The sequence below is a fragment of the Arthrobacter sp. M4 genome, from assembly GCF_020251205.1.
In the GTDB taxonomy this organism is placed as follows: Bacteria; Actinomycetota; Actinomycetes; order Actinomycetales; family Micrococcaceae; genus Arthrobacter.
The window spans coordinates 1-14961 of sequence record NZ_JAIWYX010000014.1 but is presented as its reverse complement, the minus strand read 5'-3'; the positions used below and the strand labels follow the sequence as shown (position 1 = coordinate 14961).

At 63.0% G+C, this 14961-nt stretch carries 15 protein-coding genes; 6 read left to right on the top strand and 9 right to left on the bottom strand.

From position 1 onward, the window contains the following. Positions 1 to 26 precede the first annotated feature (26 nt). The 7 genes from LD110_RS18920 to LD110_RS18890 all read right to left on the bottom strand — a co-directional run bounded on the left by LD110_RS18920 (position 27) and on the right by LD110_RS18890 (position 9149). Complete coding sequence (locus tag LD110_RS18920) at positions 27 to 1892, bottom strand: glycoside hydrolase family 32 protein (RefSeq protein WP_225501089.1); 1866 nt, start codon at positions 1890 to 1892, stop codon at positions 27 to 29. A 57-nt stretch (positions 1893 to 1949) separates the two neighbouring features. Continuing rightward, the gene (locus LD110_RS18915; RefSeq protein WP_225501088.1) at positions 1950 to 3074 is read right to left on the bottom strand and encodes an ATP-binding cassette domain-containing protein; all 1125 of its coding nucleotides are present in this window, start codon (positions 3072 to 3074) and stop codon (positions 1950 to 1952) included. Further along, entirely contained in the window at positions 3071 to 4078 is a 1008-nt protein-coding gene (locus LD110_RS18910) for an ABC transporter ATP-binding protein (protein WP_225501087.1), read from the bottom strand. Before LD110_RS18910 ends, LD110_RS18915 begins: the two co-directional genes overlap by 4 nt. Then, on the bottom strand, positions 4075 to 5154 hold the full coding sequence (locus LD110_RS18905) for an ABC transporter permease (RefSeq protein WP_225501085.1): 1080 nt from the start codon (positions 5152 to 5154) through the stop codon (positions 4075 to 4077). The genes LD110_RS18910 and LD110_RS18905 overlap by 4 nt, the downstream gene beginning before the upstream one ends. Positions 5155 to 5181: 27 nt before the next feature. Then, on the bottom strand, positions 5182 to 6159 hold the full coding sequence (locus LD110_RS18900; protein WP_225501083.1) for an ABC transporter permease: 978 nt from the start codon (positions 6157 to 6159) through the stop codon (positions 5182 to 5184). Positions 6160 to 6283: 124 nt separating this feature from the next. Further along, positions 6284 to 7963 carry an ABC transporter substrate-binding protein gene (locus tag LD110_RS18895; protein ID WP_225501081.1) on the bottom strand — a complete coding sequence of 560 codons (1680 nt, stop codon included), beginning with the start codon at positions 7961 to 7963 and terminating at the stop codon, positions 6284 to 6286. Positions 7964 to 8039: 76 nt separating this feature from the next. After that, on the bottom strand, positions 8040 to 9149 hold the full coding sequence (locus LD110_RS18890; RefSeq protein WP_225501079.1) for a LacI family DNA-binding transcriptional regulator: 1110 nt from the start codon (positions 9147 to 9149) through the stop codon (positions 8040 to 8042). 448 nt (positions 9150 to 9597) lie between these two features. Between LD110_RS18890 and LD110_RS18885 the strand changes: the two genes are divergently transcribed. Then, positions 9598 to 10041: an SRPBCC family protein gene (locus LD110_RS18885; protein ID WP_225501077.1), complete on the top strand. Its 444-nt coding sequence runs from the start codon at positions 9598 to 9600 to the stop codon at positions 10039 to 10041. A 184-nt stretch (positions 10042 to 10225) separates the two neighbouring features. Continuing rightward, on the top strand, positions 10226 to 11452 hold the full coding sequence (locus LD110_RS18880; RefSeq protein WP_225501075.1) for an NAD(P)-binding domain-containing protein: 1227 nt from the start codon (positions 10226 to 10228) through the stop codon (positions 11450 to 11452). A gap of 148 nt (positions 11453 to 11600) precedes the next feature. On the opposite strand, the gene LD110_RS18875 is transcribed toward LD110_RS18880, so the two are convergent. Both LD110_RS18875 and LD110_RS18870 read right to left on the bottom strand, forming a co-directional pair. Next, positions 11601 to 12038 carry a VOC family protein gene (locus LD110_RS18875; protein ID WP_225501073.1) on the bottom strand — a complete coding sequence of 146 codons (438 nt, stop codon included), beginning with the start codon at positions 12036 to 12038 and terminating at the stop codon, positions 11601 to 11603. 88 nt (positions 12039 to 12126) lie between these two features. Continuing rightward, positions 12127 to 12405, bottom strand: coding sequence for a hypothetical protein (locus LD110_RS18870; RefSeq protein ID WP_225501071.1), 279 nt, complete (start codon positions 12403 to 12405; stop codon positions 12127 to 12129). A gap of 107 nt (positions 12406 to 12512) precedes the next feature. On the opposite strand from LD110_RS18870, the gene LD110_RS18865 reads away from it, so the two are divergent. The 4 genes from LD110_RS18865 to LD110_RS18850 form a co-directional block, all read left to right on the top strand. Beyond that, complete coding sequence (locus tag LD110_RS18865) at positions 12513 to 12779, top strand: hypothetical protein (protein ID WP_225501069.1); 267 nt, start codon at positions 12513 to 12515, stop codon at positions 12777 to 12779. A 105-nt stretch (positions 12780 to 12884) separates the two neighbouring features. After that, entirely contained in the window at positions 12885 to 13043 is a 159-nt protein-coding gene (locus tag LD110_RS18860) for a hypothetical protein (protein ID WP_225501067.1), read from the top strand. Positions 13044 to 13217: 174 nt separating this feature from the next. Continuing rightward, positions 13218 to 13670 (top strand): hypothetical protein, encoded by a 453-nt coding sequence (locus LD110_RS18855; protein ID WP_225501065.1) that lies wholly within the window; start codon positions 13218 to 13220, stop codon positions 13668 to 13670. An 833-nt stretch (positions 13671 to 14503) separates the two neighbouring features. Next, a partial coding sequence (locus tag LD110_RS18850) for a trehalase-like domain-containing protein (RefSeq protein ID WP_225501063.1) occupies positions 14504 to 14961 on the top strand: 458 nt, incomplete at its 3' end.

The following is a 14961-nucleotide window of genomic DNA, read 5'->3' as shown; positions in this document are numbered from 1 at the left end:
CTTTGATCACAAGTTGCCGTGGGGAATCAGGGGTAGAGGATTCGCTCACCCCCAAAGATCTCGCCCATGGTCCAGGCGTCGAATCGGTGCACGCGTGCTGCGCCCTCGGCCTGGAGGCTTATGCCTCCGCCGCCGAGCCGGGGGTACACGCGGGCTGTGAGTGGCTTGCCGTTTGCGAAGATTTCGACGGCGGATCGGTCCACCAGGACGCGCAGGGACACGCGTCCGTTAGGCATGGGGACCGGGCCCTCCTTGGGAGTGGTGTCTACGGTGGCATCCGGGCCGCCCTCGCCGCGAGCACTGCTTCGGCTCCGGTTGAGGCGGAGCGTTCCGTGGTCAGCTGCGCCGCCGCCGTCGTGGTGGTTCCGGGACAGTTCGACGACGGTCTGCTCGGTGATCTGCCCGGCGGTCTGACCGGCCATCTGCTCCGTGATCTGCCCGGCGGTCTGACCGGCCATCTGCTCCGTGATCTGCCCGGCGGTCTGACCGGTGATCGGCCCGGCGGTCTGACCAGCGATCGGCTCGGTGATCTGCCCGGTGATCTGCTTGGCGGTCTGCTCGGTGATCTGCTGGTCGGCGGCGCTACCGGCCGCGTCCCGTGTCTCCAAAATCCCAAGCCGTACAACAGCGCCCGGCTCCAGCTCCAGCTCGAGTTCAAGGTCTAGTTGTTGGCTGTTGATGCCTGGCACGATGCCCGGCGGCTCAATGGCTCCCTCGGAAAGGAGCGCCTGGATCTCCCCCGCGGGAACACTCACGTGCTCACGGCGCAACGCGGTGAGCTCCGGAACGGGCGCGAAGGACAACGATCCATCTGCATCGCGCGAGACCACACGCGGCAGGCTCATCACGCCGGACCAGCCGGCCTCGATGGCCTCTTCGTTGCTGCGGCCTTCCTGAAGCCAGCCAAACATGATCCGTCTGCCGGATTCGTCCAGGAACGATTGCGGGGCGTAGAAGTAGCGACCGCCGTAGTCGAGCCGGTGCAGGTCGTGGGGCTCAAACGTGTCGCCAGCGTAACGGCCCGTCCAATAGAGGGGATGGTGGGTTACGCCGTCGTTCCAAGCCGAGAAGACCAGGACGTGCGAGTCCGGGACTGTCTCAGTCCCGCCTGGCTCCGAAGCGCTCGGTGTGGGGACGGGTGCCGCTGCACCTCCGTCGGCCCTGAAGAGGTCAACGCACTCCCACATGGTGCCCGTCCAGTCCGGACTGGCGGGGTCGCCGACAGAGGAGTCGCCGATGAACAGCGGTCCAATGTAGTCCCAGCTCCGAAGGTCCGCCGATTCGTAGAGGAACGCTGTGCCGCCACGGCCGCGGATGCCGGAGCCGACCAACTGCCGCCAGCGCTCGCCCTCGCGCCAAACGCAGTGGTCGCGGTAGGCGGTGATGTCCACCCCTGCTGGCGGCGCGGCGATTACCGGATTCTCCGGCACCTTGGTCCAAGTGAGTAGGTCCGGGCTCCCGACTGCGGCGCACGGCAGTTCGCGGTCCCCATGCCGGCCGGAGTAGACGATGGTGGGCGTGCCGCCGTCGTTGACCAAAACGCCGGACCAGCAGCCGTCCCAGTCGGGGGTCGTCCCGCCGTCAATGACCTGCTCAACCGCGGCGGAGCTGTCATCAGCGGGCGACGGCGACAGCGCCACAGGCTGGTCCGTCCAGTTGACGAGGTCGCGGCTGGTGGCGTGGCCCCAATGAATGCGGTGATGGAACGCGCCATCCGGGTTGTACTGGTAGAAGAGGTGATAGGTACCGTCCCACTGGCTGACGCCGTTGGGATCGTTGAGCCAGCCAGCGGGTGACACGAAGTGGAAGCGGGGGCGCAGAGGGTCTGCCTCTGCCCGGGCAACGAGCTCGTCCCGGGGCACGGTGGCCAGCGGATGGGTCAGTTCTGTCATGGAAGCCTTTGTTTCTATTGAAGGGAAGCGTGCCGTCCGGCTCGGCGGCGACTGGTTCTACGCGGAGATGGGTTCTACAGTGAGCGCGTTGCTCGCTGCTCCGGAGCGGGGACGGTAGAGGTGGCAGCGCACCCAGTGAGCGTTCTTGCCGTCGTTGCCAGTAGTGCCGACGCGGTGCCGCACCGGCTTCTCGGCGGAGCAGGGCTGGTCCGGGTCGCCGTCGTACGCGCATGACGTTGACGCCAAGACGGCCTGCCGCAGCTTGGCCCGCTGGACGGGATCGTAGGAGCCTGCACGGGCGGGATCCGGCACGGCGGACACCAGCAATTGGGTGTATGGGTGTGCGGGATTCGCCAAGAGCTCCAGGGACTCCCCTTCCTCCACCAGTTCCCCGGCGAACATCACGGCGATGCGGTCGGCCAGGTAACGTGCGGAGGCAAGGTCGTGCGTGATGTAGAGCATGGAGATACCCTGCTTGTCCCGAAGCTTGCCCATGAGGTTGAGCACGCCAATTCGGACTGAAACGTCCAGCATGGAGGTGGGCTCATCGGCCAGGATGACCTGCGGTTCCACGGCGAGCGCCCTGGCAATGGCTACGCGCTGCCGTTGGCCGCCTGACAGCTCGTGGGGGTACGAGTGCAGCATGTCCGCCTGCAGGCCGACGGTTGTCATGAGCTCTTCCAGCCGCTGTTGCGTTTGCGAGGAGGAGCCCGCCTTGCCGTGGATCTGCAGCGACCGTAGGAGGAAGTGCTCAATCCGGTGGGCCGGATTCAGCGAGCCGAACGGGTCCTGGAACACCATTTGGAGCTGGGATCGGTAGTGCTTGGAGGCCTGGAAACGGTCCCTCTTGAGGACGTCGACGCCGTCAAGCAGGATTTGCCCGGAGCTCGGCTTTTCCAGCCGCGCCACACAGCGGGCAAGGGTGCTCTTGCCGGAGCCGGACTCCCCCACCAAGGCGACGATCTCGCCTCGGCCAAGGCTCAGGTCCACGCCGCCGAGTGCGCGTACTGAGCTGCGCGAGAAGAGGCCGCCGATGGGGAACGTCTTGGTGAGACCACGGACTTCGAGGGCGGCTGCTTCGGTGATTGCGGGGGCTTGCGTCGTTCCGGGTGCCTCCGTGGGTCCGGGGGCTTGCCTGGTTCCGGGGGCGTGCGTGGCTCCGGGGGCAGCATGCCGGCTCATCGGCTGGCTCCTTCCAGGATCGGGGCAGTGGCTCCGGGGGTCCCGGTTCCGACGGTTCCGGTGGTTCCGGTGGTTCCGACTACCGAGGTTGCTGGTACTGGGGCCGCGTAGTGGCCTGGCCCCACTTCTTCAAGGTCCGGGATGTTGGTGAACTTCACGCCGTCGGCCAGTCCCCTGAGCTGAACCCGGGGCCCGGTGAGTGGCGGGAAGGCCCCCATTAGGGCTTGGGTGTAGGGGTGGTGCGGATTGTTATGGACGTCGTGGGCCTTCCCGGTTTCCACGATCCGCCCCGCGTACATCACGCCCATCCGATGCGAGAGTTCCACCATGAGCGACATGTCATGCGTGATGAAAAGGACGGAAAAGCCCAGTTCACGCTGGAGTTCCTTGATTTGGGCCATGATTTCCTGCTGCACCACCACATCCAGGGCAGTGGTGGGCTCGTCCAGGATCAGCAGCGAGGGTTTGAGTGCCACCGCCATGGCGATGACCGCGCGCTGCCGCATGCCTCCGGACAGCTGATGGGGATACGCCTTGAGCCTCGATTGATCAATACGAACCAGTTCCAACAATTCACCGGCCCTGCGGAGGGACTCCTTTCGTGAAAAACCAGCGTGCGTGGTGAAGATGTCCGTGATCTGCTCGCCTATGGTCAAAACGGGGTTCAGGGAGTTCATGGCAGATTGGAACACCATTGCCACGTCCTGCCAGCGGAAACGCCGCAGCTCTTCCTGGCTCATGGCCAGCACGTCGCGACCGCCGAACCGGATGCTGCCGCCCGCGATCCTGGCCGGTTCCTTGAGGAGGCGCATGATCGAGTTGGCGATGGTGGATTTGCCGCAGCCGGACTCGCCAGCCAAACCGAACACCTCCCCAACGCCGATATCGAAGGAAACACGGTCGACGGCGGTGGTGGAACGGACGTCGCCGATGTACTGGACGGTAAGGTCCCGGACTTCCAGGACGGGCTCATGGGAGCCGAATGAGGTTTGGGAAATGGTCATTGTGCTGCCTTGCTGTGTGAGGAGCCGGACTTGTGTGCAGCTGTCTTCGGCACGCGGTCTTTGGGGGCCCGGATCTTGCGGAGGCGCGGATTGGTTACCTCGTCCACGGCGTAGTTGATGAGTGCCAGCGCAAATGCAACAAGGGCGATGCACAGACCCGAAGGAACAAATACCCACCAACTGCCCGTCAGCAGAGCGCCCTCGTTACCGGCCCAGTACAGGTTGGTTCCCCAGGACACGGTGCTGACGTCGCCGAGGCCCAGGAACTCAAGCCCGGCCTGCGCCCCGATGCCGAAAATCACGCAGCCCAGAAGTGTGCTCATCACGTTCGACGCCATGTTCGGCAGGATTTCCCGGAACATGATCCGCAGCGGTCCCTCGCCGGAAACCACTGCCGCCGCAACGAAATCCTTGGACCGGATGGAAAGGGCCTGCGATCGCAATACCCTTGCAGAGCCTGCCCACCCTGTCACAATGAGCACTACAATCACGGTGCCCAGGCCGGGCGGAAGGAAGGCCGCCAGCACCACCAGGAGCGGCAGACCTGGGAGCAGCAAGAATACGTTGGTGGTGACGGACAGGGCCTCGTCCACGAACTTGCCGAAGTACGCGGAGGCCAGTCCCACCACGATGCCGATGAGCGTGGAGGCCAAGCCAACGGTCAAACCCACAAGCAGGGAACTCCGGGCGCCGTGGATGGTCAGTGCCAGGACGTCCTGCCCCTTGGCCGTGGTGCCCAGCCAATGCTCAGCTGACGGTTCCTCGGAGGCCATACCCGTGATCTTGGACGGATTGTCCGGGAACAACACAGGTGCCAGGAGCGCCAACGCGATGAACAACAACAGGATCGCGGTGCCTGCCAGGGCCTTCTTGTTGGTCAGCAGGCCCTGCGTGAACGATCGTCGAGTTGCGCGGCAGCGACCGCCGGAAACACCCGAGCCTCCCGGGTTCGCGGCGCCGCCCGGGGCGTCCGAACCGCCGGAGCTGTCGTCGTCGTACTTTCCGGAACCCGGCGTCACCGCTTGCGGTGACAGGATGGCCGGATCCGTGGGGGTTGATGCCAGTGAAGCGGTCATTACTCTGCTTCCTTCATAGCCGTGCGCCTAGCTGACGCGAACGCGGGGGTCGAGACGGACATAGAGGACATCCACCAGGAAGTTGGCCAAGAGCACGGCCGCGGTGATGGTCAGGAACAGCCCCTGCATGAGTGGGTAATCGAGGCCCTGCACGGCATTGAGCAGCTGGTACCCGACACCCGGGTACGCGAACACCACCTCAGTGAGGAGCGCACCGCCCACCACAAAGCCAAGGCTCATTCCGAAGCTGGTCACCGACGGGAGCATGGCGTTACGGGCGGCGTAGCGGAACATGATGCGTCCTGGCCGGAGTCCCTTGGCTTCGGCCATGGTGATGTAGTCCTCGGCATTCGTAGCAATCATTGTGTTGCGCATGCCCAGCATCCAACCGCCGATGGTGACCAGCACGATGGTGAGGGCCGGCAGCACAAGGTGCGCGCCGACGTCGGACACAAACTCCCAGCTGAAATCCGGCTGCAATGTGTCGCTGAACGCGTGCCGCAGCGGGAACCAGCCCAGCACCACCCCGAACAGGTACAGTGCGCCCATCGCGAGCCAGAAGTACGGGAAGGAGCCAATGAAGATCAGCAGCGGCGGCAGGGCCGAGTCGATGGCCCCGCCGCGCCGCCAAGCGGCGAAGACTCCCAACAGATTGCCGACGACGGCGGCAAACGCCAGTGCTGTTCCGCCCAGCAGGAGCGTCCAGCCGATCTGGGACGCGATGACCTCGGTGACGGGGGTTGGGAATCGGGAAATGGACGTGCCCATGTTGCCCGTGAAGAGGTTGTGCAAATAGTCGATGTATTGCTCCCACAGCGGACGGTCGTCGACGCCGAGCATCTTGCGCAACTGGTCCATCTGCTCGGGTTTCATCTGAGCCTGGGAACGGGCAAACATACGCGAAACCGGGTCGCCTGGCATGAAACGCGGGAGCAGGAAATTCAGGGTGATGGAGACCCAGAAGGCGATCAGGTAGAAACCCAGGCGGCGCAGGATGAAGCGCACGGTTTCCTCCGTTCGGGTAAAGCGTGAAAAGTGGATGGTTCGCTGCCCGGCGGGCGCTTGGGGCTCGACGGCGGTAGCTCAGCCACAGTGCCGGGCCGCCGGGCAGCGGGGTTGGAGAATGCCTTTACTTGGACTTGGGCTCCAGCGAAGTCAACACCAGGACCGTAGTGGGCGACTTGACGGAGAGCGTCGCGTACGGGTTGTCCTGGGTCGGCCAGCCGGTGAATCGCGTGTCCGAGTAGGCGCCCCACTCCGGTCCGGAGAACAAAGGAACCAGCGGTGCGACGGCGTTGTACTCCTCCTGGAGCTTGTTGGCGATCTCGTGCTGCTTGGCTTCGTCACCCGTGGCGGCGAATTGGCTCAGCAGTTCGTCAGCCTTGGGGTCGCCGAAGCGGTGGTAGTTGTCGAACGCCTTGGTGCCTACCGGCTTGACCGTAGAACTGCCCATGGAGGTGTTGAAGTACTTGTACGGGCTGGGGTCGTTGGCGCTCCAGACGATGCCGGAGTCGAATGTGCCGGTCTCATAGCCGGCCACGACGGCCGCCCAGTCCGGTGAATCCACCTTGGCAGTGACGCCAATTTCTGCCAGGTTCTGCGAGATCACGTTGGCCACGGACAGCCAGTCGGATGATGAAGCGCCGACGGAGATCTTGAACTCGAACGGCTTGCCGTCCTTGAGCGTCCGCTTGCCGTCGGCACCCTTGGCGTAGCCGGCCTGGTCCAGGAGCTTATTGGCGCCCTCCACATCCAGTTTGGTCCAGGTGCAGTTGTCCTTGACCTTGCTGTCCTTCCAGGTCTCGTAGTTGCCGGAAAGTCCTGTGCAGTCTGCGGGCTTCGCATAACCGCTCATGCCGATCTTGGTGACGGAATCGCGGTCCACGGCCATGCTGAGCGCTTTGCGAACTTCTGCATCACTGAACGGTGCCTTGGTGGTGTTCAGCTGCCAGTTGATCATGGCGCCCGTCGGCGGGAACCAGTAGTGGCGGTGGTCTTTGTCCTTGGCGATGTAGGTCTTCTCGATGTTGGGGATGTACTGCGGGGCCCAGTCCACGTCGCCGTTCGCTGCGGCGAGGTTGGCGCCGTCGTTCCCTGCGAAGGCGAGCATCTTGATGCCGGCTATCTTCTGCTTCTCCGGCTGCCAGTAGTTGGGGCTCTTCTTCAGCACGAAGGACTGCGGCTGGAAGCTGTCAATCTCCGTGTACGGGCCGGTGCCTACGGGCTTGGCGTTGGCTTCCTTGGCCGGGTCCGCGTAGGTGGACCAGATGTGCTTGGGCAGGATGGTGAGCTGGCCGACGTCGTACAGGGCAGGTGACCACGGCTTGTTGAAGGTGAACTTCACCTTGTTTCCGGCCTCGCCGGCCACTGACTCCAGGTAATCAAAGCCGCCCTTGATCTTCTTTTGCAGCTCGAAAGTATAGGCAACGTCATCGGCCACCAGCGGTTTGCCGTCCGACCACTTGACGCCGTCCCGTAGCGTGAACGTGATGGACTTGCCGTCCTTGGCGACGTCCCATTCAGTGGCGAGCCACGGCGTCGTGTTTCCCTTGGCGGGATTGAAGACCAGCAATGACTCGTAAATCGACTGCTGGACCATCGGGTTGACTGTGGGCGCGAACGGGTTGAAGTTCTGCACGAACGTTCCCATGTCCTCGCGCGGGATGGTGAGGAAAGCGTTTTGGTTGGCGGCGTCCGCGGAACCGGCGGTCTTGCCGCCTTGGGCGGCACAGCCGGTCAGGAGCAACGCTCCGACGGCGAGGCCGGCCGCGGTAATGCGGGCAGACCTCAGGAACCGGGATTGTGTCATGATGGTTTTCTCTTCCTCTTTTCGCAGCAGATGCTGAAAGGTGGTTGGGGTTTGCTCATCAGTGGTGATTTCGCGGTCAGACTGAGGAGCGTTCTAGCAGCGGACAGTCGACCAGCTGCTGGTCGGCAGCGATCGGCTGTCCTGCTGTCAGAGCAGCGAGCGTCCGGACTCCCAGAGCGCCCATTTGTTCAAACGGCAGCGCAACCGTGGTCAGTTTTGGCCTGAGGTAGGCCGCAATGAGTTCCTGGTTGTCGAAGCCGATTACGGCGATGTCTCCGGGGATGGTCAGGCCCCGTTCTTTGATGGCGTCATAGGCGCCCATCGCCATTCGGTCGTTGAGGCAGAAAAGCGCGGTCGGCCTGCCTTTGCTTCCACCGACTGAGCGTTTTCCCCAGCCGGCGCGGTCCAGAATGGTGCTGGCGGCCGCGTAGCCGCCGTCCGCCGTCGCGTGTCCCGAGACCACAAGGCCCGGGTCGAGTTCCAGCCCCGCCTCGGCGAGCGCTTCGCGGCACCCTTCAAGGCGTCCGACGGCGGCAGGAATGTCAGGGTCTAGGTTGATGATTCCGATTCGGGTGTGTCCGGCGGCGAGAAGCCGCTCTGTGGCGCGGCGCCCGCCGGCCCGTTCGTCGGGGACGATTGAAGGTAGTTCTCCTTTGGAGTCGAAGCAGTTGATAAGGACTGTTGGAACTTCGCGGGCGATGTCCGGGATGTCGATGCCGCGGTGCCAGGTTGCCGCATAGAGGAGTCCTTCGACGCGCTGCTCCAGCAGCTTTTCGATGGCGGCATCTTCCATGCCTTTACTGCCTTGGCCTGCCGGTCCGGGGGTGCCGGCACCTTGTTCGGTGGACGCGATCAGCAGGAACCGACGGTCCCGCCATGCCTCGTCCTGGGCGCCCTTGATGATGTTGACGGCGAATGGTGCCGTCACGATCTCCGTGACCAGGCCGTACCAGTCGCTCCGTTGGGAGGCCAGGGCGCGGGCGCCGGCGTTTGGGCGGTAGCCCAGGACCTGCACTGCCTCGAAGATCCGGGCCCGGGTCTCATCGGAGATATTGGCGGTTGCCCGGTTGCTCAGGACGAACGAGACCGTGGTGCGGGAGACGCCTGCGTAGTTCGCGACGTCGTTCATGGTGACGCCCCGCGACCGCACTGCTGCGGACTTGGTGTTGGGGCTGCGCTTCGCCATTGAATGCTCCGGTGGTCTCCGTTGACGCCGGCCGGGTGGCTGGCGCTTTGTTTGCTAGTGGTGGTGCGGGGTGTTGCTGTGCTGCGGGTGGTGCTGTGTGCGGGTGTTGCTTCGGGTGGTGCCGTGTGCGGGTGTTGCTTCGGGTGGTGCTGCTGTGCTTTGGCTGCTGTGCTTCGGGTGCTGGTGGGCGCCCGTGCTTCTGTGTTGTTCACGGCCCGTCTTACTATCCCGCGGAAACCTTGTGAGTAACGCGCGTTACTTGGAACGTGTGAGTTAGGTTACGCGCGTTACTAATGCGTGTCAACACCCTTACCTTGACTGCAGCTAACGTCGGAAAGTCACGTAATGGGAGTCGTGTCAACCGTTACGGGAATCGTCCGATTGAGGTCAGGCCCCCAGGGGTCCGAATTCGCTTGAACGGAGGGACGATGGAGGAGAAGGAGGAGCCATGTCAGCACTTACCAACACCATAGAAATCGACCGTCGGCCAGATGAAGTTTTTGCGTATGCGAGCGACCCCCTGCACTTCCCGGAGTGGCAGGCTGACGTCCTCGAGGTGCACTTCGAGGGAACGGGCGGCATGGAAGTGGGGTCGCGGTTCACCACCACCCGCAAGATCGGCCCCAACGAGCGAACGATGACCCAGGAGATCACGGAGGTCCAGCCGCCCCGTCGGTTCGCCGCCCACGGCGTCGACGGTCCGATCCGGCCTCACGCGAGTATCGACGTCGAACCGCTCGACGACGGCGAAAGGTCCCGGGTGACGTTCGAGCTCGATTTCGAGGGGCACGGCTTCGGCAAGGCACTCGTATCCGCCGTACGCCAGCTCGCGTCGCGAGGTGCTCCGGCGAGCCACAAGCGGCTCAAGGAGCGGCTCGAGGCTCACGGATAGCGGGGGCCGGGAATGTTTCGGCGGTCCCAAGTAACGGGCCGTGGTGGTTCCGCTTTTCGTGTCTGTGTTGACCGTGTTCTGTGGTGACCGTGCCTGCAATATTGGAACCACCGGTTCTGGCTGCTGCCAGTGTGTTTGTGCCGCTGATACGCTCAGTGTGTCCGCCGGTTCTTAGGAGCTGAGCATGCACGAACAGCAGGACATCGTTGTTATCGGAGGCGGTCAGGCCGGGCTCGCGATGAGCCGGGTGCTGCAGCAGCAAGGGCGGGAGCACATCGTCCTGGAGCGTGGGCGCGTCGGCGAACGCTGGCGAACCGAACGATGGGACTCCCTTCGTTTTCAGTTCCCGAACTGGACCCTGCAACTGCCTGGCTACACATACCAGGGGCATGATCCCGAGGGCTTTGCGCACTACGGCGAGATCGTTCGTCTCGTGGAGGACTACGCGGGGCGTGTGGGAGCGCCCGTGCGTAAACACACCGAAGTCCGGGCTCTCGCTGCGCTCGACGGGAATGAGGGCTTCGAGCTGTCCTTGGCTGACACTTCCATCCACGCGCGGAACGTGGTGATCGCCACCGGGCCCTTCCAGCTTCCTCGGATCCCCGACTTGGCGCGCGAGGTCTCACCCTCGGTGATGCAGCTCGACCCCACGCATTATCGGAACCCCGAAGCCCTCCCGGAAGGTGCTGTACTGGTCGTCGGCAGCGGCGCCTCCGGGACCCAGATCGCAGACGAGCTGCTGCGCGCCGGGCGCCGTGTCTACCTTTCGGTGAGCAGGCACCGGCGAGTCCCGCGGCGCTTTCGGGGTAAGGATGTCTACTGGTGGTTCGAGGCGCTTGGACGTTTCGCGCAGACCATAGACAGCTTTCCCGACCGTCAGTACCCGCCGTCGTCGGTCTTGACGGGAGTGGACGGCGGCTACGACGTCGACGTTCGCAAGCTCGCGGCAGCTGGCGCGAAGGTGATCGGCAGGGTCATCGCAGCTTCCGACGGCGAGTTCAGGGTGCAGGCCAATGCGAATCAGATCCTCGATGAGGCCGATCAGGCTTACGCCGGGTTCTTGACGGCGGTACGGGACTTCATCAACAAAGGCGTCGAGGATGAGTTTGCCGAGGAAGAGCCTGGGGAACCGGGTCCTCTTCCCCGTGTGCAAGAGGTCGAGTCGCTCAGCCTTGCTGATGAGGGCATCACCACGATCATCTGGGCGACGGGGTACGCCTACGACTACGGCTGGGTCAGGATTCCGGTTTTCGATGAGCGCGGCCGCCCGGTCCAACAGCGCGGCGTCACCCCAGTTCCCGGCCTGTACTTCCTTGGGCTGCACTGGATGCACACCTTCAAGTCAGGCCTGCTCTCAGGGGTTGGCGCGGACGCCGAATTCCTGGTCGATCGGATGTCTGGAACCCGCTGAGAATGACTTGGTGGGGCAAATCTGGCTGAATTCGACACCTCGAGGGCGGAAGGTAGGAACCGGCCAGCAACTACAAACACTCTGACTGAGTGACCAAGGTCAGAGGCCATCAGTTCCCCCTCCGGAGGGCCCATCGCCGATCCGACTGTCAGTTCTTCTTGAGCTCCTCGGCAAGCATCACGAGGATGCCGCTGGGACCTCGGAGGTATGTGAGCTTGTAGATGTCCTTGTAGGTTGCCACGCCGCGAAGCGGATGGCATCCGTGCTTCGCGGCTATCTCAAGGGCCTTGTCGATGTTGTCGACCGAGAAGGCCACGCGGTGCATGCCGATGTCGTTGGGACGAGTGGGGTCCGTCTCGATCGCATCGGGGTGGATATATTCGAAGAGCTCAAGTCGACCATGACCGTCTGGGGTCTGGAGCATCGCAATGTTGGCGTGGTTGCCATCAAGCCCGACGGCGATATCGGTCCACTCGCCGCTGACCGTATCACGACCGATGACCGTAAGCCCGAGGTCTGTGAAAAAGGCGATGGTTGCTTCGAGATCGCGAACGGCGATACCCACGTTTTCAAGTTTGATGGCCATGCGTTGAAGCTACCAAGGCGGACTGGTTAGCTCCAGTGGCAAGCCGGGACTCGACCGGACGAGCTCTCGGAGCCAGTGGGAGGCACCATCATTGCTCGATCGCCCAGATGGCCTCGAACTCGCTCTGAGTTATGGCCCACGGTGTCCAGTCTTCGACCTCGTCCAGTCGGATGTGTCCCAAGAAGCCAAAGCGGTCTTCAGGACGATCTGGACCGTAACTCAGCGTAGGCCCGCTTTGGTAAACCTCGACCTGACGCGCCAGCAGGCCATCGTCGCCCACCGCGAAGTAGTACGTAGCTTCGCCCCACATGTCGAATTCATCGCCACGGGATTCATCCCAACGCCGCTTGAAGTACTGCTTCGTCACGAGTATAGCCTTCCAGCGAGACGAGCATTTGTTGCTGCACACCAGACACGGATCGGTGAGTTGGGTTGACTGGCATTGCGCGGCGGCGTGTGATGGTGTCTGTATGGGTGTTTGACGTGTTCTTCCAAACATTGGGTAGCGGAGACTCCGGTTCTTTCGGCGAGGAAGCGATGCGCAAAGTTCTAGATCCCCATGTTGTGTTAGAAGATCCGGGCGGTTTCCTTCAAATCCAGGTCGGTGATGGGGCGGCCGATGTCTATATACGCAACGATGGCATGCTGGCGAACCATGTCTCGGGAGAAGATCCCTGGGACCTTCTTGTGCAGGGTGCGGCAGCAGGTGGCTGGGTAATCATGCCGGCCAAGGCAGTGTGATTTGTAGGCAGGGCAAGGGTTTAGCAGCCTGCTCATTTCCTCACCGTTCAGGTAATCTTGATTTAGTAAGGGTACTTACTTGCTCGACAATGCGAGAGGAAAGAAATGATCGTCCTGGGACTTGTTCTGCTGATCGCCGGCTGGCTACTCAACATCGGCATCCTCACCACCATCGGCTGGATTGTGCTGGCCATTGGCGTCATCCTGCTTATTCTCGGCGCGCTCAATCGTCCCATCTTCGCTGGGCGCCGGTACTGGTACTAGCAAAGGCGCCCAGACGTGGGCCGATGAACACAGCGAAACTGCTCCCAGCAAGGCCCGCTCAACGATCCCTTACCGGACACTCCAGATGCTCTGAATAAATTTGTCTGCAGGTAGCCGAGCGAAAGGGACTAAAGATATCGGTTGTTTGATGACAGCTGTCCTGCCGACGCTCCAGTGACTACTGCCGGCGTACTGCGTTGGAGTGGATTTCGAAACCGAACATGGCTCCGGCTTCGCCTAGGGCATGGTTCCGGCCACAAACAGCATCATCGTCCACAGGCGCTCAACCGCGTCCGCGATGCGTTGGTTGATGGAGGCAGAGAGCAGATCCCACTGGGAATCTGGGTAGTCGACGCCAAGCGTTACAAGGGGCGGCCCGAGTTAAAGATCGAGGGCGGGATCATTCGGCCGCGCAACGAGAAGGTCCTCGTCGGCGGCCGCGACTGCACGAAGCTGGTGGACGGAGTGCTCAAGCAGGTCGACGCCGTGCGGCACCTCGCCGGGGATGCACCCGTCACGGGGGCGCTGTGCTTCGTCGAAGCCGACTGGCCCCAGATCGGCGGCTCGTTCTCAACCACCGGTGTTCACATACTCTGGCCGAAGCGGCTAGCCAGGCTGCTTGCATAGGAGCCCGCCGACGACGTGGACGTCCGCGCACAACTCTTTGGCCGCGCAATTCAAACCCTCCTGAAAACCAGCGCTAGCAGCCCCGGTTACCAGTCTTCAGCGCCACCGACGCCTCATAAGCGCACACAAAAGAATCTTTGATGTCTTCACTGTCAAAAGCGGCAAAACATCAAAACTGAATCTTGCGCCCTGGGGCCAGCTTTTCGTCGCCACCTGTGAAGCGGTTCCCTTCGTTGTACAGGCGTTCCCGGCGTTTATCCTCGATCATGTGACTATGTCAATTCGTCTCGGCGTATCTGACCATGCCGTCCGATTCTCGGCCACCCCACGGATTGGCAACGAGGAAAATGGCCGCTACCGTTTCCCCGGATAGATGAACAGGATCCGCCTGACGGGCTCTTTGGCGATGGTGCGGTAGAAAGAGTGCTGACTAATCTCTTAGGCTGAGCCAGATCCAAGGAATGCTGACGTCCGGAACGCCTCTTTGCAAGTAACCGGGCAGTAAGGCGAAGATTCATAACGGAGGCCGTCCCAGGATTCTCTTGACAAATGAAGGACCCGGCGCGCCAATGTTCATAAGCCGAAGCCTTTTGGCCGCGGTCCGTTCTGATGTGCCGGATCATCTGGGGATCCTGTCCGTTCCGCACGCGGCGTGATGCCCCGAGCGGGATGAAGCCCTATAGGGGCGGGGTGAGGCGGGACAGACACGTGAACTCGCGAAACTCAGGCTGAACAGCGCGGCTCCGGCCGTCGGCGCGATCACCGCCAGCCGACCGGCCCCGCTCAAACCGGAATTCCGGACATTGTTTGCCATACGGAAGGGAGGTCGGAGAATGAGCCGTCGCCCTATCACGGAGTATGCCGTTCTCTCGGACTGTAGGTCCGCTGCCTTGGTCAGCTCGGACGGATCAGTGGACTGGCTCTGTTTCCCGCATTTCGACAGCCCGGCCATCTTCGGCCGCCTGCTCGGGGACGAGGCCGGGTATTGGTCGATCCGCCCCGACGGCGAGACCTCGCGCACCCGCCGCTATGCGGGCCCCACCATGGTCCTCGAGACCACCTACCGCACCCGGAATGGCATGGTGACCGTCACCGACGGGCTGATCATGGGCGCCGGGAACCGCGGCCACGACCTGGGCGCGGGCGCCCCCGGAGCGCTGGTCCGCCGGATCCACTGCACAGAGGGCGCCGTCCGCGTCGCTGTGATCTTCGCGCCGCGGCCCGAATACGGACTCATCGAGCCAGTGCTGCGGGAAGTCCCCGGGGGCCTGCTGATCCGGGGAGGGGCTGA